The sequence below is a fragment of the Pseudomonas sp. S2_C11 genome (genome assembly GCF_054668395.1).
The window spans coordinates 2,992,226-3,011,994 of record NZ_CP162765.1; the positions used below are offsets into that span (position 1 = coordinate 2,992,226).

The 19,769-nt window shown below is 61.4% G+C and carries 20 protein-coding genes and 1 pseudogene; 12 read left to right on the plus strand and 9 right to left on the minus strand.

What is annotated here, in order from left to right; all coding sequences use genetic code 11:
• The first annotated feature begins 21 nt into the window (after positions 1-21).
• The gene (locus AB4N48_RS13475) at positions 22-852 is read left to right on the plus strand and encodes an alpha/beta fold hydrolase (RefSeq protein ID WP_460093624.1); all 831 of its coding nucleotides are present in this window, start codon (positions 22-24) and stop codon (positions 850-852) included.
• 735 nt (positions 853-1,587) lie between these two features.
• On the opposite strand, the pseudogene AB4N48_RS13480 reads toward AB4N48_RS13475, so the two are convergent.
• Positions 1,588-1,788 (minus strand): annotated as a pseudogene (locus tag AB4N48_RS13480) (GFA family protein); the annotation flags it as partial.
• A gap of 163 nt (positions 1,789-1,951) precedes the next feature.
• Here AB4N48_RS13480 and AB4N48_RS13485 point away from each other — a divergent pair.
• Positions 1,952-2,785, plus strand: coding sequence for an AraC family transcriptional regulator (locus AB4N48_RS13485; RefSeq protein WP_252883560.1), 834 nt, complete (start codon positions 1,952-1,954; stop codon positions 2,783-2,785).
• A gap of 52 nt (positions 2,786-2,837) precedes the next feature.
• Here the strand turns inward: AB4N48_RS13485 and AB4N48_RS13490 are convergent, their stop codons facing one another.
• The 4 genes from AB4N48_RS13490 to AB4N48_RS13505 all read right to left on the minus strand — a co-directional run bounded on the left by AB4N48_RS13490 (position 2,838) and on the right by AB4N48_RS13505 (position 6,961).
• Positions 2,838-3,425 carry a LysE family translocator gene (locus AB4N48_RS13490; protein WP_110645838.1) on the minus strand — a complete coding sequence of 196 codons (588 nt, stop codon included), beginning with the start codon at positions 3,423-3,425 and terminating at the stop codon, positions 2,838-2,840.
• A gap of 226 nt (positions 3,426-3,651) precedes the next feature.
• On the minus strand, positions 3,652-5,889 hold the full coding sequence (locus tag AB4N48_RS13495; protein ID WP_315435683.1) for an ATP-binding protein: 2,238 nt from the start codon (positions 5,887-5,889) through the stop codon (positions 3,652-3,654).
• A complete protein-coding gene (locus AB4N48_RS13500; protein ID WP_041478637.1) occupies positions 5,886-6,491 on the minus strand; it encodes a biliverdin-producing heme oxygenase in 606 nt (201 codons plus the stop codon). The genes AB4N48_RS13495 and AB4N48_RS13500 overlap by 4 nt, the downstream gene beginning before the upstream one ends.
• Positions 6,492-6,685: 194 nt before the next feature.
• Positions 6,686-6,961 (minus strand): hypothetical protein, encoded by a 276-nt coding sequence (locus AB4N48_RS13505; RefSeq protein WP_122746962.1) that lies wholly within the window; start codon positions 6,959-6,961, stop codon positions 6,686-6,688.
• Positions 6,962-7,122: 161 nt separating this feature from the next.
• Here AB4N48_RS13505 and AB4N48_RS13510 point away from each other — a divergent pair, with 161 nt between their 5' ends.
• The gene (locus AB4N48_RS13510; protein ID WP_460093627.1) at positions 7,123-8,241 is read left to right on the plus strand and encodes a carboxylate-amine ligase; all 1,119 of its coding nucleotides are present in this window, start codon (positions 7,123-7,125) and stop codon (positions 8,239-8,241) included.
• Here the strand turns inward: AB4N48_RS13510 and AB4N48_RS13515 are convergent.
• Positions 8,223-8,654 (minus strand): VOC family protein, encoded by a 432-nt coding sequence (locus AB4N48_RS13515; RefSeq protein WP_375123428.1) that lies wholly within the window; start codon positions 8,652-8,654, stop codon positions 8,223-8,225. The two genes, AB4N48_RS13510 and AB4N48_RS13515, sit on opposite strands and share 19 nt — an antisense overlap.
• 108 nt (positions 8,655-8,762) lie before the next feature.
• On the opposite strand from AB4N48_RS13515, the gene AB4N48_RS13520 reads away from it, so the two are divergent.
• Together AB4N48_RS13520 and AB4N48_RS13525 are read left to right on the plus strand one after the other, a co-directional pair.
• Positions 8,763-9,845 carry a bifunctional transcriptional activator/DNA repair enzyme AdaA gene (locus AB4N48_RS13520; RefSeq protein WP_460093628.1) on the plus strand — a complete coding sequence of 361 codons (1,083 nt, stop codon included), beginning with the start codon at positions 8,763-8,765 and terminating at the stop codon, positions 9,843-9,845.
• Between the two features lie 58 nt (positions 9,846-9,903).
• Positions 9,904-10,521, plus strand: coding sequence for a DNA-3-methyladenine glycosylase family protein (locus AB4N48_RS13525; RefSeq protein ID WP_460093629.1), 618 nt, complete (start codon positions 9,904-9,906; stop codon positions 10,519-10,521).
• A 44-nt stretch (positions 10,522-10,565) separates the two neighbouring features.
• Here the strand turns inward: AB4N48_RS13525 and AB4N48_RS13530 are convergent, their stop codons facing one another.
• Positions 10,566-11,501, minus strand: a complete 936-nt coding sequence (locus tag AB4N48_RS13530; RefSeq protein ID WP_150742752.1) for a LysR family transcriptional regulator — start codon at positions 11,499-11,501, stop codon at positions 10,566-10,568.
• 225 nt (positions 11,502-11,726) lie between these two features.
• Here AB4N48_RS13530 and AB4N48_RS13535 point away from each other — a divergent pair, with 225 nt between their 5' ends.
• Genes AB4N48_RS13535 through AB4N48_RS13545 form a run of 3 tightly spaced genes read left to right on the plus strand, consistent with a single transcriptional unit; the run spans position 11,727 to position 14,308 of the window.
• On the plus strand, positions 11,727-12,425 hold the full coding sequence (locus AB4N48_RS13535) for a CoA transferase subunit A (protein ID WP_110645843.1): 699 nt from the start codon (positions 11,727-11,729) through the stop codon (positions 12,423-12,425).
• 24 nt (positions 12,426-12,449) lie between these two features.
• Complete coding sequence (locus AB4N48_RS13540) at positions 12,450-13,115, plus strand: CoA transferase subunit B (protein ID WP_016774134.1); 666 nt, start codon at positions 12,450-12,452, stop codon at positions 13,113-13,115.
• Between the two features lie 11 nt (positions 13,116-13,126).
• Positions 13,127-14,308 carry an acetyl-CoA C-acetyltransferase gene (locus AB4N48_RS13545; RefSeq protein ID WP_460093630.1) on the plus strand — a complete coding sequence of 394 codons (1,182 nt, stop codon included), beginning with the start codon at positions 13,127-13,129 and terminating at the stop codon, positions 14,306-14,308.
• Between the two features lie 219 nt (positions 14,309-14,527).
• On the opposite strand, the gene cobF is transcribed toward AB4N48_RS13545, so the two are convergent.
• Together cobF and AB4N48_RS13555 are read right to left on the minus strand one after the other, a co-directional pair.
• Positions 14,528-15,283, minus strand: coding sequence for a precorrin-6A synthase (deacetylating) (gene cobF / locus AB4N48_RS13550; protein ID WP_460093631.1), 756 nt, complete (start codon positions 15,281-15,283; stop codon positions 14,528-14,530).
• Positions 15,283-15,693, minus strand: a complete 411-nt coding sequence (locus tag AB4N48_RS13555; protein ID WP_460093632.1) for a histidine phosphatase family protein — start codon at positions 15,691-15,693, stop codon at positions 15,283-15,285. The genes cobF and AB4N48_RS13555 overlap by 1 nt, the downstream gene beginning before the upstream one ends.
• Before the next feature lie 477 nt (positions 15,694-16,170).
• Between AB4N48_RS13555 and AB4N48_RS13560 the strand changes: the two genes are divergently transcribed.
• Genes AB4N48_RS13560 through AB4N48_RS13575 form a run of 4 tightly spaced genes read left to right on the plus strand, consistent with a single transcriptional unit; the run spans position 16,171 to position 19,736 of the window.
• Positions 16,171-17,025, plus strand: coding sequence for a MurR/RpiR family transcriptional regulator (locus tag AB4N48_RS13560; RefSeq protein WP_256811151.1), 855 nt, complete (start codon positions 16,171-16,173; stop codon positions 17,023-17,025).
• A 2-nt stretch (positions 17,026-17,027) separates the two neighbouring features.
• Positions 17,028-17,672, plus strand: a complete 645-nt coding sequence (locus AB4N48_RS13565) for a cysteine hydrolase family protein (RefSeq protein ID WP_056784610.1) — start codon at positions 17,028-17,030, stop codon at positions 17,670-17,672.
• Complete coding sequence (locus AB4N48_RS13570; protein ID WP_460093634.1) at positions 17,669-19,000, plus strand: type I glutamate--ammonia ligase; 1,332 nt, start codon at positions 17,669-17,671, stop codon at positions 18,998-19,000. Before AB4N48_RS13565 ends, AB4N48_RS13570 begins: the two co-directional genes overlap by 4 nt.
• The gene (locus AB4N48_RS13575; RefSeq protein ID WP_460093636.1) at positions 18,984-19,736 is read left to right on the plus strand and encodes an N-formylglutamate amidohydrolase; all 753 of its coding nucleotides are present in this window, start codon (positions 18,984-18,986) and stop codon (positions 19,734-19,736) included. Before AB4N48_RS13570 ends, AB4N48_RS13575 begins: the two co-directional genes overlap by 17 nt.
• Positions 19,737-19,769: the final 33 nt, after the last annotated feature.

Genomic DNA, 19,769 nt, shown 5'->3' on the forward strand with positions numbered 1-19,769 from the left:
CACAGGTCAGGAGTAACGAATATGGGCTTTGTCACCACTCGAGACGGCGTCGACATCTTCTACAAGGACTGGGGGCCGCGCGACGCGCCGGTGATCCACTTCCACCACGGCTGGCCGCTCAGCTCGGATGACTGGGATGCGCAAATGCTGTTTTTCCTGGCACAGGGCTTTCGGGTGATTGCTCATGATCGACGCGGGCATGGCCGCTCCAGCCAGGTCTGGGACGGCCACGACATGGATCACTACGCCGACGATGTGCTGGCAGTGGTCAATCATCTGGGTACGCGCGACGTTGTCCACGTCGGCCATTCCACCGGCGGCGGCGAAGTGATCCATTACATCGCCCGACATGGTCAGGACAAGGTCAGCAAAGCGGTATTGATAAGCGCCGTACCACCGCTGATGGTGCAGACCGAAAGCAACCCGGGCGGTTTGCCGAAATCGGTGTTCGATGGCTTTCAGGCGCAGTTGGCGGCGAATCGCGCGCAGTTCTATCGCGATGTGCCGAGTGGACCTTTCTACGGCTACAACCGCCCTGGCGCCGAGCCGGCGGAAGGAATCATCGCCAACTGGTGGCGCCAGGGCATGATCGGCGGGGCCAAGGCGCATTACGACGGCATCGTCGCGTTCTCGCAGACTGACTTCACCGAAGACCTGAAAAAAGTCACCGTGCCGGTGTTGGTGATGCACGGCGAGGATGACCAGATCGTACCTTACGCCAACTCCGCACCGTTATCGGCGAAACTGCTGCCCAACGGCACACTTAAGTCGTACCCGGGATTTCCGCATGGCATGCCGACGACGCAGGCTGAAACCATCAATGCTGATTTGTTGGCGTTTATTCGCGGTTAACCGCCTCAATCAGGCTTACTGCAATTGGCAAACACTGATCCCCTGTGGGAGCGGGCTTGCCCGCGAGGCGTCTCTCCAGTCCAATTATCTGCGAATGACACTCCGCTTTCGCGAGCAGGCTCGCTCCCACAGTTGGGATTGGGTATATCCGTCAGAGACTGGTCGGCTGGAAGGCCGCCATCGCTGGCAAGCCAGCTCCCACAGGGATCAGGGCAGGTCCGCTGTTCATTCGTATCTTTGAGATAGCTATCGCGAGCAGGCTCACTCCTACAAGAGCAAGAGCAAGAGCAAAAGATCGCAGCCTTCGGCAGCTCCTACAGTCTCCGCGTTCGCCTTAGGCCGAGTGTCAGCTCGCCTGCTTTTGATCTTGATCCACCGGCGACGTCGGAAGGCTGAGCGGAGGGATTGATCCGGGCGTGGGAGCGCAGCGACCGTCTGGCGCAGCCAGACACAGCGGAAGGAGGTGCAGCGAAGCAAACCGGAGCCGCTGCGCCCGGATCGATCCCGCAGCGAAGGAACCCGAGCCTGCGAGGGCCGAACGCAGGAGCAAGCCTTTTTGGTTACTTTTTCGGCGTTTGGAAAAAGTGACCCGCCGTAAGGGCGGAACCCTAAGCAGCCGTTACCGCAGCAATGGATATGTACCCACTCAAAAAAAACCACCGCCTGACAAAAAGCCTTCGCGAGCAGACTCGCCCCCACAGAAATCGCAAGCGTGCTGAAGGCTGAATCAATCCCCTACCCCTCTGCCCGCCCTTCGCCTTCACGATCACCACGGTAATGCCTGGCCAGCGGAAAATCCGGCAGCCACGATTCACGCCGCACAATCCAGCTCTCATAGGTCGGCTTCAACTGATCCGGCGCATCCAGCGCGCCGAGGTTCACCTCGACCTCATCAACACTGCGGTTGAACACTTACGAGCCACAGCGCGGGCAGAAATCTCCATCGCGCCCCTGGTGTCACGCCCCCCAGAGCCTATAACAGTCGGCGCTGCAATGCAGGCGATGTTTCAGATGAAAGAACTTGATGTCGCCGCACTGCAACGGGCATTCGACGGCCAGAGCTAATACACTCAGGCGCTGACCTGCCGGGACAATCACGATGAAACACGCCGCTGCGAAAAACCCCGAGAAAGCCCCGCGCTTCTGGCGCGACGACGCCCTGCCCTTCATCGAAGCGCGGGCGATCGCGGATGGGCGTGAAGTCTGTTATGCGCGGCATTCCCATGCGCACTTTTCCATCGGCGCAATCACCGCCGGGCGCAGTACCTATGTGCATGAGCAGGCGCAGTATGAAGTGGCAGCAGGCACCGTGGTGCTGATGAATCCCGGCGATGTACACGCCTGCAATCCGATCGATGATCAGCCGTGGTCGTACGTGATGTTGTATGTCGAAACGCCGTGGCTGACGGATTTGCAGCATCAATTGGGGTTTGCCGGGGAGCTGGAATTCCGGCGATTTTCCGACACGCATCTGGCTGATGCCGAGCTGTTCGGCAAATTGATGGGGTTGTATGAGGTTTTGCTCGACGACCAAATGGAGGCGCTGGCGAAACACAGCGCGGCGGTAGAGTTTTTCAGTGATTTGCAGGTCCGCCTCAATCCGGCAGATGAGCCCGTCGATGAGCCGAATTTCAAGCTGGAACGCGCCGCTGATTTCATCCGTGGACATTGCACAGAAGTGCTCAGCCTCGAGGCAATTTGCGCGGCGGCGCAGCTGTCGCCGTCGTACTTGATTCGCGCGTTCAAGCAGCGTTACGGGATGACGCCCCATGCCTTCCTGGTCAACCAGCGCATCCAGTTCGCCCGCGAGCGCTTGCGCAGCGGCCAGTTGATTGCCGATGTCGCGCTCCAGGCCGGGTTTGCCGATCAGGCGCATTTTCAGCGAGCGTTCAAACAACATCTGGCGGCAACGCCGGGGCAGTATCGCGGCTGACTTTTATCTCCCGTACATGCAAACCCCTGCACTCGTCAGCTCCTACAGCAAATCAGGTGATCAGCAGATAACCCGCACTCACCGCCAGCAACAACGCCATCAACCGATTGAACCAGCGCATCCCTGCCGCATTGCTCAGATACCCGCGCAAAAACGTCCCGGCATACGCCCAGCAACCCACCGACAGATAGCAGATCACCAGATACACCGCCGCAAACTGCCAGACCAGCCGCGCCTCGCCGTCGGCGACAAACGCGCCCATGCCGGCCACGCATGCCAGCCAGGCCTTGGGGTTGAGCCATTGCATCACCGCGCCATAGAGCATCGACGGCGCACGGCCGGACTCGCTGGTGTTCAGTTGGCCGTCATCGCTGGCCAGTTTCCAGGCCATGAACAACAGAAACGCCACCCCGGCCCATTGCACCACGCGGGTCATGAACGGCCACAATTGCAGCACCTCATGCAGGCCCAAGCCCATCAGCACCAGCAACAGCACAAACCCCAACGTCGCCCCGGCCACGTGCCGCTGGCTGGCGCGGAAACCGTACTGCGCGCCGGAACTCAAGGCGACGATATTGACCGGCCCGGGGGTGATGGATGCGGCGAGGGCAAACGCCGCCATGGAAAGAATCAGACTCATTGCACACCTGCTTCAATCGAGGAACGAGGTGGCTACGGTAGCGAGCGGGGGATTTGCGGTATTGAAGAAAATGACCCTGAGGATACGAATCTGATCTGATCGTTCCCACGCTCTGCGTGGGAATGCAGCCCGGGACGCTCTGCGTCCCATTCAGAGCCGAACGCAGAGCGTCCGTAGAGGCATTCCCACGCAGAGCATGGGAACGATCAAAACCTACAGGGGGCACTCAGGCGAGGCGCGGCACGGTGAAGCGGAATTCGCTGCCCTGCCCCGGCTCGCTCTCGGCGACGATCTGGCCGCCATGGGCTTCGACGATGCCTTGGGTGATGTACAAACCCAGGCCAGTGCCGGTCGGGTTGCCTTCCTTTATCGTCCAGTAGCGGTCGAACACATGCGGCAAGTGCTCCTTGGGAATGCCTTCACCACTGTCACGCACGATGAACACGATCTCGTCGCCCACCGATTTCGCGTGTACGCCGACGGTGCCCATGCGCGGGGTGAACTTGATGGCGTTGCCCACCAGGTTCGACAGCACCTGAAACAGCCGCTCGGGGTCGGCGTGGATGCGCAGGTCAGGATCGGCCTGGAAGGAAATGCTGATGTCCTTGTCATGGGCCAGAGGCGACAGCAACGCTTGTGCCTCTTCAAAGATGTGCCCGACCTCCAGCGCCTGCGGGGTGATCGAGTAACGCCCGGCATCGATTTTCGAGGTATCGAGCAGGTCTTCCAGCAGCGTGTTCATCCGCGCCGTGGCCTGCTGCATGGTGTCGATTGCAGTGGAGATACGCCGCGAAGTGTGCGCGCCTTCCGAGCTGAAGGCTTTCTGCATCATGCCGCAGAGCATCGAAATCACCGTCATCGGGTTGCGCAGGTCGTGGGAAACCACCGCCACCAGATCATCGCGCGCCTGCACAGCCGCCTGCTCGCGACGTACCTGACGGGCCAGATCGTTTTCCAGCGCTGAACGGCGCAGATCATTGGCGGCGAACCGGTCACCGTGGCTCCACTTGGTGGAGATCCCGGCCATCTCGACCTTCCAGATCTCGAACGAAGTACGCGGACGCAGGCGCATCCCGGCGTCGGAGGTTTCCAGATCCAGCGGCTTGCGCGGGTCACCGCTCCAGTTGATGTTTTCCTTCACTTCCGGACGGAACCACAGCACGCCGTTGTCCACCGGTTTGGGCAGGCTCATGGCGAGCACACCGCTGGCCACAGACTGATACTGCGCCGCCGGCGGGTAAACGCTGGACAGGTGATGGCTGGCGAACACCGGCTCGCCGCGCGCCTGCAACCACTTGTGCAGCGCGCGAATTTCTTCCGGCGCCGGGCAGTTGCCGTAACGGTGCAACTGCTTGTCTTCGATGATCGCGATGCCGCCGGCATTGACCAGCGCCATCAGCGTCGCTGGCTGCTGGGCGAGGCCGTCGAAAACATTTTGCGGCGAATCGACCATCGCCTGATTGAGCCGCGCCAGCGCTTCGACCTTCTCTTCACGCTGGCGGGTCAGTTCAAGGGTTTCCATGGCACTGATCTGCAACGACAGGACCTGGCCGATGGTCTGGCAAGCCATGCGCAATTCATGCGGCACGTGCAGCGGCTGGCGATTGCCGCAGCTGATCAGGCCCCAGAGCTTGTCGCCCTTGAGCAGCGAAATGCTCATCGACGACAGCACGCCCATGTTCTTCATGTACTGACAGTGAATCGGCGAGACGCTGCGCAGCGTGGCGAAACTGAGGTCCAGCGGCGTCTGCGTGTCCGGGCGCAGCTTCGGCACCAGTGGCACTGGCTGATAATCGGCGTTGGGGATGATCCGCAACCAGTTGGTGCGATACAGCTCGCGCGCCTGCTCGGGAATGTCCGAAGCCGGGAAGAAAAGGCCGTTGAACACTTCCATCGACGGATCGGACGCTTCGGCGATGACCTGACCGTGGCCCTCTTCCTCGAAGCGATAGATCAGCACCCGGTCGTAACCGGTCATCGCCTGGATTTCCTTGACGCTGATGTCGTACAGGGCCTGCAGCGTGGTCGCCGCTTGCAGGCGCTGGAGCATGCGGCCCAGGTGGGTATTGACCCCGGCGACGTTGCGCGGCTGGAAATTCTTCACATGAATTTCCAGCTCGAGAATCAGCACGCCCTGATGGCGGTGCAGCAAACCTTCGAATTCAGTGCCGTTGAGCTCGAATCGTAGCGGCGCCGCCTCGGAAAACGCTGTCTGCTGCAAGGCTTCGAGCACGTGCGCGGTGTGTTCGGCGCCGATCAGGCTGTGCAGCGGCTGGCCGATCAAGGATTCGGGCGCGCGGGCCAGCAGGGCTTCGACGTTGGCGCTGACCTGAATGATCTGCAGCGCAGGCTCGGTCAGGGTCAGCAGCAAACCATGGGGCTGGATCGCGCCAGGAAAGCGGATCGGCTCGTCGGCACAGTTGGCCAGCAGTTCTTCAAAGGCTTGTGGGTCTTGCGGGTTCATGCCAGTACCTCCTGGCGCTCGAGCCACTGCTCGAAACAGCTGAATGTGGTTTGTGCTGCGCTGACCACGGCCGCGCGTTCGCTGGCCGCCATGGGCCGGTTGCTCAGGTATTCGATGAACTCGCGCCAGCGCCGCCCGGTGGCCGCGCCGTAGACATCGAGGAAGGCAGCGCCATTGTCGGCGTCCAGATTCAGCCGCGCGGCGATCTCCCGACGCAGGATCTGCCCGCCGAGAGTGGCGCCCTCGAGCACGTACAAAACACCGAGACTGGCGGCGCTGGAGTCGATCACCGGCAAGTCCTCGCACAGCGGCAAATCATTGGTCGTCGCGCCCAGTGCGCGCAGGTCGGCGTGCAAGGTCTCGGCCTTCAAACGAGGCGTCAGATCGAAATCATCCGGGACAGCGCCACTGGCGAGCAACGCCCGTTCCAGCGGCTGATAAAAACCGTAATAGGCCGCCATCAAGCGCTCGAATGCGGGGGTATCGAGGGTATCGGTAAAAAAAGGAAGGCGTTTTTCCAGTGCGATGTGCAGTTCGGCTGTGCCGGCCCGCAGATCTTGCAGCACCGGTGGCACATAAACCTCACGGGCCTTTGCTTGCATGTAGATCGCTCTTGGTGGGACCCGGCAGGGGCCATTCTGGGTGGGCTCGACGTGGGGGGAATTTATCACGCCACGCGGCTTTTTCTGCCTGCCGAAGCGTTTTTTCTGTCGAACTGCGACCCTATGACAGGTTCAGAGTGGCGCCGGATCAGAAAAGTTCGACCGACGCCACTATCCCGCCACTGCTGACCACCTCAATCAGCGCCGTCGTTCTGCACCGATGGGTCGCCGTTGGCCGGTACGCTGCTGTCGGCAACGGGTTTCGAAGGATTGTTTTTTTCGGCCCCGGGATAACCGGGCAGGCCGCGAGTATCGTCCGGCGTCATGACATCTTCGTTGTCACGACTGACATCCCAGTCGGTGGTGGCGTTGGGGTCTTCATCGCGCCCGGCCGTGCCGATGGCGAAGCCGTCGTCGTTGGGATTGACGGTTTGGTTAAGCGCTTTGTCGTTGCTGGATGGGTTGCTCATGTCTGCCTCCAGAACACGTTGATCGGACTTGTTTGGAAACGCCTCGGCCGCTCAAGTGCAATGGACAAGACCAACGGTGCATTCGCGGGGCACTGGTCGCCTGGCGTGAACCACCGCAACGGCGCACGGTTCTCAAGAGAACCACTTGCTCGAGCACTGTCATGAGCCACCCGCGATTCGGCATTGAGGAAGAGTATTTTCTCACTGACCTGCAGAGCCTGCGCATGGTCGGCAGTCCGCCCCCACAGGCCATCGAGGCTTGCCGGGCGGCGCTGGGTGTGTGGTTTGCCACGGAGATGTTTCAGGGCCAGATCGAAGTGGCTTCGCCGGTGTTCAGCGACTTTGTGCACGCTGGCGATTTTCTCCGTGGCAGCCGTCAGGCCTTGGGTGCAGCCCTTGAACCGTTTGCTCTGGGCGTGCTCAGCGCCGGCAGTCATCCGCTGGCCGACTGGCGCGAGCAGGTTCCGACCGACGAGGAACATTTCCATCATCTGTTCGAGCGCTACGGCCATGTTGTCCGCCGCAGCGTGTTGTCGGGGCTGCATGTGCACGTCGAGGTGATCGAGCCGCTGGATCGCATCGCCGTGATGAACGAAGTCCTGCCGTGGACGCCGCTGCTGTTGGCGCTGAGTTGTTCGTCGCCGATCTGGGATGGCGCCGCCAGCGGTTTCATGAGCTATCGGCAGACCGCGAGTGACGAATGGCCACGCATGGGCATCCCGCCGCTGTTTGTCGATCAGCGCCATTACGACGAACACTTGGCGTTTCTCATGCGTATCGGCGCGATCAGCCAGCCCGGCGAGTGTTGGTGGGGCGTGCGCCCGGCAGCGCGTTTTCCGACCCTGGAACTGCGTATGACTGACGCTTGCCCTCGGGTCGAGGATGCGCTGACCCTGGCGGCGTTTTTCCGCGTATTGGTGGCTCACGCCAGTGCGCAGCGGCGGCCAGGATTGCTCTATGACCAGACCGCACGTTCGATGCTGGAGGAAAATCGCTGGCGGGCCAAACATCAGGGGATTCATGCGCGCTTTTTGGTCGAAGGCATCGACGGCGACTGTTCGCTCGCGCAATGGCTGGAACTGGCCGAGCAGCGTTTTGCCGAAACGGCACAGGTATTGGGCGCGGCGCAGTTGTTCGAGCGTGCCCGGACGATCATCGACAGCGGCACCAGCGCCGATCGGCAACTGGCGCTGTTCAATCTGGCGTCTGAACAAGCGCAAAACGGCCGTTCGGCCCTCGGGCAAGTGGCCGAGCTGCTGCTTCAGGAAACCGCTGGCTGATCGCTCTCGGACGGGCCTTTGAGTTCGACCTGATTGCCGTCCGGGTCAAAACAGTACAGCGACAAGCCGTAACCCTCGGCGCCAAAACGCCTGGCGGCTTGTGCAACGGTCAGCCCGAACGATTGCAGATGGGCGATGAGCGCGGCTTCGTCGAACGGTTCGATGCGCAGGCAGAAGTGGTCGACATTGCGTCGCTGCGCCTGCGCCGCGCCACCGCCCTTGCGCCCGAGTTCGCCCGCCAAATCGACGAGATCGATCATCGACGTACCGGCCCGCAGGTGCACCAGCCCCAGTGGCTGGTTATGCCTGACCACTTCGGCGCCAAACACCCTGGCGTAGAAATCGATGCTGCGTTGCAGGTCGGCGACGCGCAGGACGATATGATCGATGTGCTGAATGGAAAACGGATGCATGAGTTGGCTTCCTCGAAAGCGGCGACCCGCTCATTGTGCTGCACAAGGGAAAAATTCACTGTCGATTTTTCGGTGGAGCCATCGACAAAGCGGATTTACTCTCTGGCCATGAACATACCAGCCGCTGTCCTGCCGCCCCACGCCGAAATGGTTCGCGCCATGCTCGAGCGCGACACTGCCTATGAAGGCGTGTTCTTCACCGCCGTGAAAACCACCGGGATCTTTTGCCGTCCCAGTTGCACGGCGCGCAAGCCGAAACCGGAGAACGTCGAATTCTTCGCCCACGCCGACGAATGCCTGTGCGCCGGCTACCGCGCCTGCCTGCGCTGCAAACCGCTGGACGCAGCGGCCATCGCCCCGGACTGGGTGCAGCGCCTGCTCAATGCGGTGGACGCCGATCCCGAACGGCGCTGGAGCGATGCGCAATTGCTCGCCGAGGGCATCGAACCGCTGAAACTGCGACGCTGGTTCAAGCAGCACTTCGGTATGACCTTCCACGCCTGGCTGCGCACACGTCGCCTTGGCATGGCCTTGGGCGGGATCAGGCAAGGCACGTCGATCGATCACGCGGCGTTCGACTCCGGCTACGAGTCGCTCAGCGGTTTTCGCGATGCGTTTCAGAAGTCCTTCCACATCACCCCGGGCCGTGCGGCGAACAGTGAGCCGTTGCTGTTCACCCGCCTGACCACGCCGCTGGGGCCGATGATTGCCATGGCTGAGCAGCGTGGGCTGGTGTTGTTGGAGTTTCTCGATCGACCGGCGCTGACCCGCGAAGTCGAAGCGCTGCAGAACCGTTATGGCTACGCGATTGCACCGGGGCATAACGCCCACTTGCAGCAGATCGAGGTGCAACTGGCGGATTATTTCGCCGGCAAACTCACTCAGTTCAGCGTGCCGCTGCACCTGCCCGGCAGCGCTTTTGCACGCGAGGTGTGGGCGGCGCTGCTGCAAATCCCCTACGGTCACACCAGCACGTACGGCGCCATCGCGGCAGGCTTGGGCAAACCCGGCGCCAGCCGTGCCGTCGGCCTGGCCAACGGGCACAATCGGCTGTCGATCGTGGTCCCGTGCCACCGAGTGATCGGCGCAGACGGCTCGCTGACCGGTTATGGTGGCGGACAACCGCGCAAGGCGTTCCTGCTCAGGCTGGAAAACGCTGCGCTGCAAATGACTCAACAATTGGCTTTTTGAGCCTTGCGATCCAACACGCAAACAGGGATTTCGATGGGTATGTCCGAATCACCGCAACATGGCTGACATGTATGAGATGGCCAGCGCTTTTCTGGCCGCGATAGACACTGACTGGCAGCGCCATGTCAGCGTCGTCGGGCCATGTCTGCATCAGCCACATCCGGCGCGCGACCCGTATGAATCGCTGGTCCGGGCGATTGCCTATCAGCAACTGCACGCCAAGGCCGGCGATGCGATCCTTGGGCGTTTGGTGGAGTTGTTCCCCGGCCAGGCGTTTCCGCATCCGCAGCAGATTCTGGCTACCGAGGTCGAGCGACTGCGTGCTTGTGGTTTTTCGGCGAGCAAGATTGCGACGATTCAAGGGATCGCCCAGGCGTCGCTGGACGGCGTGGTGCCGGATTACCCGACTGCGCGGGCGATGGACGATGAAACCCTGATCGAACGCCTGACCAGCCTGCGCGGGGTCGGCCGCTGGACCGTGGAGATGCTGTTGATCTACAGCCTCGAACGCATGGACATCCTGCCGGCGGATGATTTTGGCGTGCGTGAGGGATATCGGCGCTTGAAGGGACTGGAGGTGCAGCCGACGCGCAAACAGATGATCGAGATTGGCCAGGCGTGGAAGCCTTATCGGACGGTCGCGGCCTGGTATCTGTGGCGCGTGGCCAAGGTTTAGACCGCGTTATCGTTCTTCGCGAGCAGGCTCGCTCCCACACTGAATCAGCGTTCGGCGCTCTGTTTCCGCGCTCCCAGGGTGAGGGGAAAATCGAACTGGCGCTGCAAATCTTCAGCCTTGAGAATCTCGAACAACGCCTGCGCCGCCGCCGACAGTTCATTGCCCGGCTCGGTCAATACACCAATCGCCCGCTCCGCAGAATCATTCAAGGTCAGGCAATGCGCACCGAGCTCGCGCATTTGCCCCGCGCACAATGCCGGCACCGCGCTGACCCCAAGCCCGCTGGCAACCATTCGGCCAACGGTCGCCAATTGATGACTCTCGAACTCCACCGGCAACTTCATTCCGCGCGCCTGCAAATGCTCTTCCAGCATCACCCGCACCGTTGATGGCCGCTGCAGGGTGATGAACGGTTGCTCCAGCAAGGTCTGCCAATCGATGTCGGCGCGACCGGCCAGCGCTGAATCGGCCGGCACCACGGCGACAAAACGATCGACATACAAAGGCGTGAACGTCATCGATGTGCTCTGCATCGGCGCGAACGCCACGCCGAGTTCAACCTGACGATCGCGGACCATTTCCAGCACTTGCTCGTTGATCACGTCGTTGACCGTCACGTTGACGTTCGGATAACGCGCGCGGAAGCTCTTGAGAATCGGCGGCAGCAGATTGCCGGCAAACGACGGCATCGCCGCCAGCGTCACGCGTCCGCGTTGCAGGCTGAAACGCTGGCGCATCTCGTCTTCGGCGTTGTCCCAGTCGGCGATCAAGCGGCGCGCCAACGGCAGCAGGGACTCGCCTTCCGGGGTCAGCGCGACATTACGCGTGTTGCGGCTGAACAGACGCCCTCCCAGGCCCTCTTCCAGCGCCTTGATGGTCAGGCTGAGCGCCGATTGCGACAAATGCAGACGCTCGCAGGCCACAGCGAAGCTCAGGCTATGGGCCACGGCGAGAAAGGCCCGGATCTGTTTGATGGTCATGGTCGCTTTGCTCCAGTTGCGAGCGGCAAGCGTCAAGCTGCAAGCCGTGATGCGATGGCCCTGATCGTTCCCACGCTCCTGCGTGGGAACGATCATCGCCGAACGCGTATTGGTGAGATTTATCAATCAATCAACCGGAAAAATCAACTTAACAAATATATCCAGCAGAGAGACACTCCAGTCATTCGGCTAGCCAGCCGCCCGCAAATAATAAAAGAGGTGCCTATGGCAGGTTTCGACAAGCGTGTGTATTCCTACGAGGAAGCGATGGCCGGGCTGGAAGACGGCATGACAGTCATCGCCGGCGGCTTTGGTCTGTGCGGCATTCCGGAAAACCTGATCGCCGAGATCAAGCGCAAGGGCACCCGTGATCTCACCGTGGTTTCCAACAACTGCGGCGTCGATGGTTTCGGCCTTGGCGTGCTGCTCACCGACCGCCAGATCAGCAAAGTCATCGCCTCCTACGTCGGCGAGAACAAGCTGTTTGAAGAGCAACTGCTCAAGGGCGAGATCGAAGTCATCCTCACCCCGCAAGGCACCCTCGCCGAGAAGATGCGCGCGGGCGGCGCCGGCATTCCGGCGTTCTTCACCGCCACTGGCGTTGGCACCCCGGTTGCTGAAGGCAAGGAAGTGCGCGAGTTCAAGGGCCGCAAGTACCTGATGGAAGAATCCATCACCGGCGACTTCGCCATCGTCAAAGGCTGGAAGGCCGACCATTTCGGTAACGTCGTTTACCGTCACACCGCGCAGAATTTCAACCCGCTGGCCGCGACCGCCGGCAAGATCACCGTGGTCGAAGTCGAGGAAATCGTCGAGCCCGGCGAACTCGACCCGACGCAGATCCACACCCCGGGCATCTACGTCGACCGGGTCATTTGCGGCACGTTCGAAAAACGCATCGAACAGCGCACCGTCCGCAAATAATTCAGGCCTACGGAGAACAACAACATGGCACTTACCCGCGAACAAATGGCTCAGCGCGTCGCCCGCGAAATGCAGGACGGCTACTACGTGAACCTCGGCATCGGCATTCCGACCCTGGTCGCCAACTACATCCCCGAAGGCATGGAAGTCATGCTGCAATCGGAAAACGGCCTGCTCGGCATGGGCCCGTTCCCGACCGAAGAAACCATCGATGCCGACATGATCAACGCCGGTAAACAAACGGTGACGGCTCGGATCGGCGCGTCGATCTTCAATTCCGCCGAATCCTTCGCGATGATCCGCGGCGGCCATGTCGACCTGACCGTCCTTGGTGCCTTTGAAGTGGATGTTGAAGGCAACATCGCTTCGTGGATGATCCCCGGCAAACTGGTCAAGGGCATGGGCGGCGCGATGGATCTGGTGGCCGGCGCCGACAACATCATTGTCATCATGACCCACGCGTCCAAGGACGGTGAGTCCAAGCTGCTGGCCAAATGCAGCCTGCCGCTGACCGGTGCCGGCTGCATCAAGCGCGTGCTGACCGACCTCGCCTATCTGGAAATCGAAAATGGCGCTTTTGTCCTCAAGGAACGCGCACCTGGCGTCAGTGTTGAGGAAATCGTCGCCAAAACCGCTGGTAAACTGATCGTCCCGGATCACGTACCGGAAATGCAGTTCGCTGCCCAGTGAGGAATTCGCACATGCAAGACGTCGTCATTGTTGCCGCCACGCGTACCGCGATCGGCAGTTTTCAGGGCTCCCTGGCCAATGTATCCGCAGTAGACCTGGGCGCGGCGGTGATCCGCCAGTTGCTCGAGCAGACCGGCCTCGACGGTGCGCAGGTCGATGAAGTGATCATGGGCCAGGTGCTCACCGCTGGCGCCGGGCAGAACCCGGCACGTCAAGCCGCAATCAAGGCTGGCCTGCCCCACGCCGTACCGGCCATGACCCTGAACAAGGTTTGCGGTTCCGGCCTCAAGGCTCTGCACCTGGGCGCGCAAGCGATCCGTTGCGGCGACGCCGAGGTGATCATCGCCGGCGGTCAGGAAAACATGAGCCTGTCCAACTACATCATGCCGGGTGCGCGCACCGGTCTGCGCATGGGCCACGCGCAAATCGTCGACACCATGATCAGCGATGGCCTGTGGGATGCGTTCAACGATTACCACATGGGCATCACTGCCGAGAATCTGGTCGACAAATACCAGATCAGCCGCGAACAGCAGGACGCCTTCGCTGCCGCTTCCCAGCAGAAAGCTGCCGCTGCGATCGAGGCCGGGCGCTTCGTTGATGAAATCACGCCGATCCTGATCCTGCAGCGCAAAGGCGATCCGGTCGCGTTCAAGGTCGACGAGCAGCCACGCGGCGATACCACCGCACAATCTCTGGCGAAACTGCGTCCGGCGTTCAAAAAGGACGGCAGCGTCACCGCAGGCAACGCCTCGTCGCTGAACGACGGTGCCGCCGCCGTGATTCTGATGAGTGCCGAGAAAGCCAAGTCGCTGGGCCTGCCGGTTCTGGCCAGGATTGCCGCCTACGCCAACGCTGGCGTCGATCCGGCGATCATGGGTATCGGCCCGGTATCGGCCACCCGCCGCTGCCTGGACAAGGCCGGCTGGAGCATCGATCAGCTCGACCTGATCGAAGCCAACGAAGCGTTCGCTGCGCAATCGCTGGCCGTGGCCAAAGACCTACAATGGGATCTGGACAAGGTCAACGTCAACGGTGGCGCCATCGCCCTCGGTCACCCGATCGGCGCATCAGGTTGCCGCGTGCTGGTGACATTGCTGCACGAAATGCTCAAGCGCGATGCGAAAAAAGGTCTGGCGACCTTGTGCATCGGCGGCGGTCAGGGCGTGGCTTTGGCGCTGGAACGCGGCTGATACGGAGTTCAAGGTTGACGGCGGATCCACGACATCCGCTGTTGGCTGGCAACAAAAAACCCGGTGCGATTTGCGTTGCACCGGGTTTCTTTTTGCCTGTCTACAATCGGTGGTGAATGTTCTGGCCCCTTCGCGAGCAGGCTCGCTCCCACATTCTGCAACGCATTTCCCTGTGGGAGCGAGCCTGCTCGCGAAAGCGCTTGTTCAGGCGCCAACCACTCAAGGCTTGCGCAACAGATAGGTATCCATGATCCAGCCATGCTCCGCTCGCGCCGCCTTGCGCACCCGTTCGATCTCATCGGCCACTTCCGCCAGCCGGCCGCTGAGCAGTATCTCGTCCGGCGTGCCCAGGTAAGCGCCCCAGAAAATCTCGGTCTGCCGATCCGCCACCCGCTGGTACGAATCCTCGGCATCGAGCATTACCACCAGACTGTCCGCTTCACTCACCTGCCCCGCCGCCAATCGCCGGCCTGTGGTGATTTCTACTGAGCGACCAATCGTGTTCAAAGGTATTCTGTGCTGCGCAGCCAGGGCCTGAACGCTGGTGATCCCCGGTATCACTTCGTATTCAAACTGACAGCGGCCTGATGCCTGAATCGCCTGAAGAATCCGCAGTGTGCTGTCGTACAACGCCGGATCGCCCCAGATCAGGAATCCGCCGCACTGGCCGTCGGACAATTCTTCATTGATCAGCCGTTCGAAGGTCTGCTGCTTGGCGAGGTTCAGTGCATCGACGCTCGCTGTGTAGTCGACATCGCCGCGCTCCCGCTCCGGGCTGCTGGCTTCGACAAAGCGATAAGCGTGGTCAGTGATGTAGCGCTCGCAGATCTCCCGGCGCAGGTCGATCAGCGTCTGCTTGCTCTGGCCTTTATCCAGCAGAAAGAACACATCGACCCGATTCAGCGCTTTCACCGCCTGCATCGTGATGTAGTCCGGATTGCCGGCACCAATGCCGATGACCAGCAGCTGTTTCATCAGTGTTCCTCTTCAAGGGCCATGCCCGGCAAGCGTAGCCGCCAGATGCCATTGAAGCGCAAGTCGATCATCGCCAGTGGCTCGACGTCGATCGCATTGAACGCTGCGCCCTGCAGCACCTGCATCAGCGCCGCGCGCATGACGAACGGATGCGTGACTGCCACTACATGTCCTGGGGTTTCGGCGATGGAGTCCAGCCACATTGAGACCCGCTGCGTCAGTTGCCTGACCGATTCGCCGCCGTGGGGTGCGGCTTCAGGATCGGCCAGCCAGGCTTGCACAGCCTGGTTTTCATTGGCTTGCAGATCCTTGACCGATTGCCCGTGCCAGCGTCCCCAATCGCAATCGCGCAGAGCTTGATCAATCTGCGCATCGACGCCAAACCATGCTGCCGTTTGCTGAGTTCTCAACTCCGGGGCACACACCAGCCGCCGTGTTACCGCCAATCGCGCCCTGAACGCGTCGGACGGAACAGCCAGATTTTCAACAGGCTCGTCCGTAGGAAAACGCGCCAGTTTCTGTGCGATGGTTCGCGCATGGCAAATCAGTGTCAAACGGCTACTTGGCACAAGCAGGTTCTCGGTCGAAAGATAAAACAAACAATGGCACACAGCCGATACGCGTCGCATTGTGCCGTAAAACATCGGCGTTCAGGGTTGTCACCGGCCAGTCGCTGAGCTTGGGATAGGCAATGTCTGACACAGCAATCGGCAAAGGACTACAACAGCGCGTTACTTCGACGTAGCCCTTATTACACGGGCACCTTGCACACTTTTGGTGCTCGAAAAACCTGTACAAAAATTCGCTAGACATGTAGCACCCATTACATAAATACTCTTTTAACGGAATGTGAAACAAATTCGACACCCCATCCAGCAGGAGCCCGGATGCCCCCTCTCAGAGACCTGATCACCGATCCTGGCCTGGACCTGACGCCGTCGGAGCGCAAAGTCGTTCGCGCCCTGCTTGATCAGTATCCACGCAACGGTCTCGGGCCTATGGCGCGACTGGCCGAACATGCCGGTGTCAGCGATCCGACCATCGTGCGTCTGGTGAAAAAGCTCGGTTTCGGCGGTTATGCCGAATTCCAGGAAGCCCTGCTCAGCGACATGGACCATCGCCTGCGTTCACCGCGCACGCTGTTGCAGCCGCGCTCGCAGCAGAACAAGGACGATGCCTGGGCGCATTACCTGGCGGACAGCCAGCGTTTGCTGGTCGACACCCAAGCCCTGACCCAGCCTGAGGACGTGCGCATCCTCGTGGAATGGCTGCTCGACAGCCGCCATCAGGTCTACTGTTTTGGTGGCCGCTTCAGCATTCTGCTCGCCAACTACCTGCTCAACCACCTGCGTCTGCTGCGTCCCGGCTGTTTCGCCATGGAAGATAACGCGCTGCTGCCTGACCGCTTGTTCGACCTGCAACGTCAGGACGTGGTGCTGGTGTTCGACTACCGGCGCTACCAGACCCAAGCTTTGCGCGTTGCGCAGGCGGCGAAAAACAACAACGCGCGAGTGGTGTTGTTCACCGATGTCTACGCCTCGCCGCTGCGCGAATTGGCCGACCTGATCATCAGCGCGCCGGTGGAATCGGCGTCGCCGTTCGACACCATGGTGCCGGCGCTGGCGCAGGTCGAGGCGTTGATTGCCTGCCTGACCTTGCGCGTGCCGGACCCGGCCGATCGCCTGGAAGGCATCGATGCCCTGCGCAACGATTTTGCGACTCACCTGCTGGAGGACAAATAAGGATGTTCAGCCTTCCCCACCGCTCGCCACGGGACCTGCCGTTTGCGACCGACCACACCGCTTTGTTGCTGGTGGACATGCAGCGCGCCTGGCTCGAACCGCAATTCGACCCGCACCTGAGCGGCGCGGATGCCGAGTATTTTCTCCAGCGCACGCGCAGCCAGGTGGTGCCCAACCAACAGCGCCTGCTTGGCGCCTTTCGTCAGGCGCAGCAGAACGTGCTGCACACGATTATCGAAAGCCTGACCGCCGACGGTCGCGACCGCTCGCTGGATCACAAACTGTCTGACATGCACTTGCCCAAGGGCAGCGTGCAGGCTCAGGTCATCGCTGAACTGACCCCGACCGAGAACGAAATCGTGCTGCCGAAGACCTCCTCCGGGGTGTTCAATTCAACCAACATCGATTACGTGCTGCGCAATCTGCAGACCCGGCATCTGATCATCGCCGGCATCGTCACCGACCAATGTGTGGACATGGCTGTGCGCGATGCCGCCGACCGTGGCTATCTGGTCACGCTGGTGGAGGATGCCTGCGCCACTTACACAGCTGAACGCCATCACGCCTGCCTCAACGCGATCAAGGGTTACTGCTGGATCACCGACACCGACACCGTGCTCGGTCGTCTGCGGGAGATGCAGCCATGAGCCCGCGCCTGACGCCTTTACCGATGACCACGCTGGTCACCACCGACCTGATCGGCATCACCCGGGGCCGCTCGTTTCCTACCGATGAGCTGGAGCATTACCAGGCAGCGGGTTGCGGCTGGGTCCCCGCCAACAGCGCGTTGACGCCGCAGGACATCATCGCTTCGAGCAGTCCGTGGGGCGCGTACGGCGATCTGCGGCTGATTCCGGATCTGAGCAGCCGCGTCACTGTCGGCAGCGGCCCGGACGCCAATGCACCGGTGCTGGATTTCATCCACGCCGATATTCGCGAGACTGACGGTCAGGCGTGGGGCGCCTGCCCACGCACATTGCTGCGCGATGAAATCGAGCGCTATCACGATGAGCTGGGGTTGCAAGTCAACGCCGCCTTCGAACATGAATTCAACCTGCACGCAGGCATTGCCGAACACGCGGCGTTCTCTCTCGAAGCGCAGCGCCAGGGCGCCGAATTCGGCGGCTGGCTGCTCAGTGCCCTGCGCGCCGGCGGCGTCGAGCCGGAAATGTTTCTGCCGGAATACGGCAAGCACCAATACGAAATCACCTGCCGCCCGACTCTCGGCGTAGCGGCGGCGGATCGTGCGGTCAACGTGCGCGAAATCACCCGGGAAATCGCCCGGCAAATGGGCCTCGACCTGAGTTTTGCGCCGAAGACTGCCGCCGAAGCGGTGTGCAACGGTGTGCACCTGCACGTCAGCCTGCTCGACCTGGCCGGCCAGCCGATGTTGTACGACGCCGGCACCAGCAACGGCCTGTCGAGCATCGGTCAGCATTGGGCTGCCGGAGTCCTGCATTTTCTACCGGCGCTGTGCGCGTTCACCGCGCCGACGCCGCTGTCCTACCAGCGTTTGCAGCCGCACCACTGGAGCGCCTCCTATGCGTGTCTGGGGCAGCAGAACCGTGAAGCGGCGCTGCGCATCTGCCCGACTGTGACCCTGGGCGGCAAGTCCGCCGCGCAGCAGTTCAACCTGGAATTCCGCGCCATGGACGCCACCGCCTCGCCGCATCTGGCCATGGCCGCGCTGCTGATTGCCGGGCGGCTGGGCATCGAACAGCGTCTGGCGCTGAACGCGATCACCGATGAAATTCCCGATTCACTCAACGACGAGCAACGCAAGGCCCGGGGCATCGTCGCCCTGCCCGCCTCGCTGGCTCAGGCGCTGGATTGCCTGCGTGACAGTGCAGCCTTCAATGAATGGCTGCCCAAGCCGTTACTCGACACGTATTACGCCCTGAAAACCGAGGAACTGGCGCTGACGGAACAGCTCTCGCCCGCTGACCTGTGTGAGCACTATGCACGCCTGTACTGAATCCGCTGAGCTGGGGTTGTACACCCGCCCGGTCTACACCCTGAGCCGCGAGGACTCGACGAATCCGTTGATCCTCGTGTGCGAACACGCCAGTCGATACATCCCCGAGGCCCTGAACAATCTGGGCCTGGACGAGGCGGCCGCACGCGAACATATCGCCTGGGACATCGGCGCGCTGCAACTGGCCGAACAGTTGTCGGAACAGCTTGGCGCCACGTTACTCAGCGCCAATTACTCACGGCTGCTGATCGACCTCAACCGACCGCGCCATGCGCCGGACAGCATCCCGCTGCAGAGCGAGATCTACCCGATACCCGGCAACCGCGAACTCGACGAAGCGACCCGCGAGTACCGCCGGCAAACGCTGTTCAAACCGTTTCACGCGCGCTTGCAGACCTTGATCGACGAGCGCATTGCCAAAGGTCTGCCGGTGCGTGTAGTCGGTATTCACAGTTTCACCCCGGTGTATTACGGCCAGCCGCGACCGCTGGAAGTCGGCGTGTTGTTCGGCCAGGCCAAAGACTATGCCCTGCGTTTGCTCGACGGGCTGCAAGTGCATCCGCTGAAGGTGGCGGGCAACCAGCCGTACAGAATTGATCCCTTGGGCGACATGACCGTGCCGGTGCACGGTGATGCCCGGGGCCTTGAGGCAGTACTGATCGAGGTGCGCAACGATCTGCTGCGCAGCCCCGAAGCAGTGTCGCGCTGGGCCGGCTACCTCGCACCTTTGCTGTAAATGACGGACCGATAAAACATAAACCGACCGATG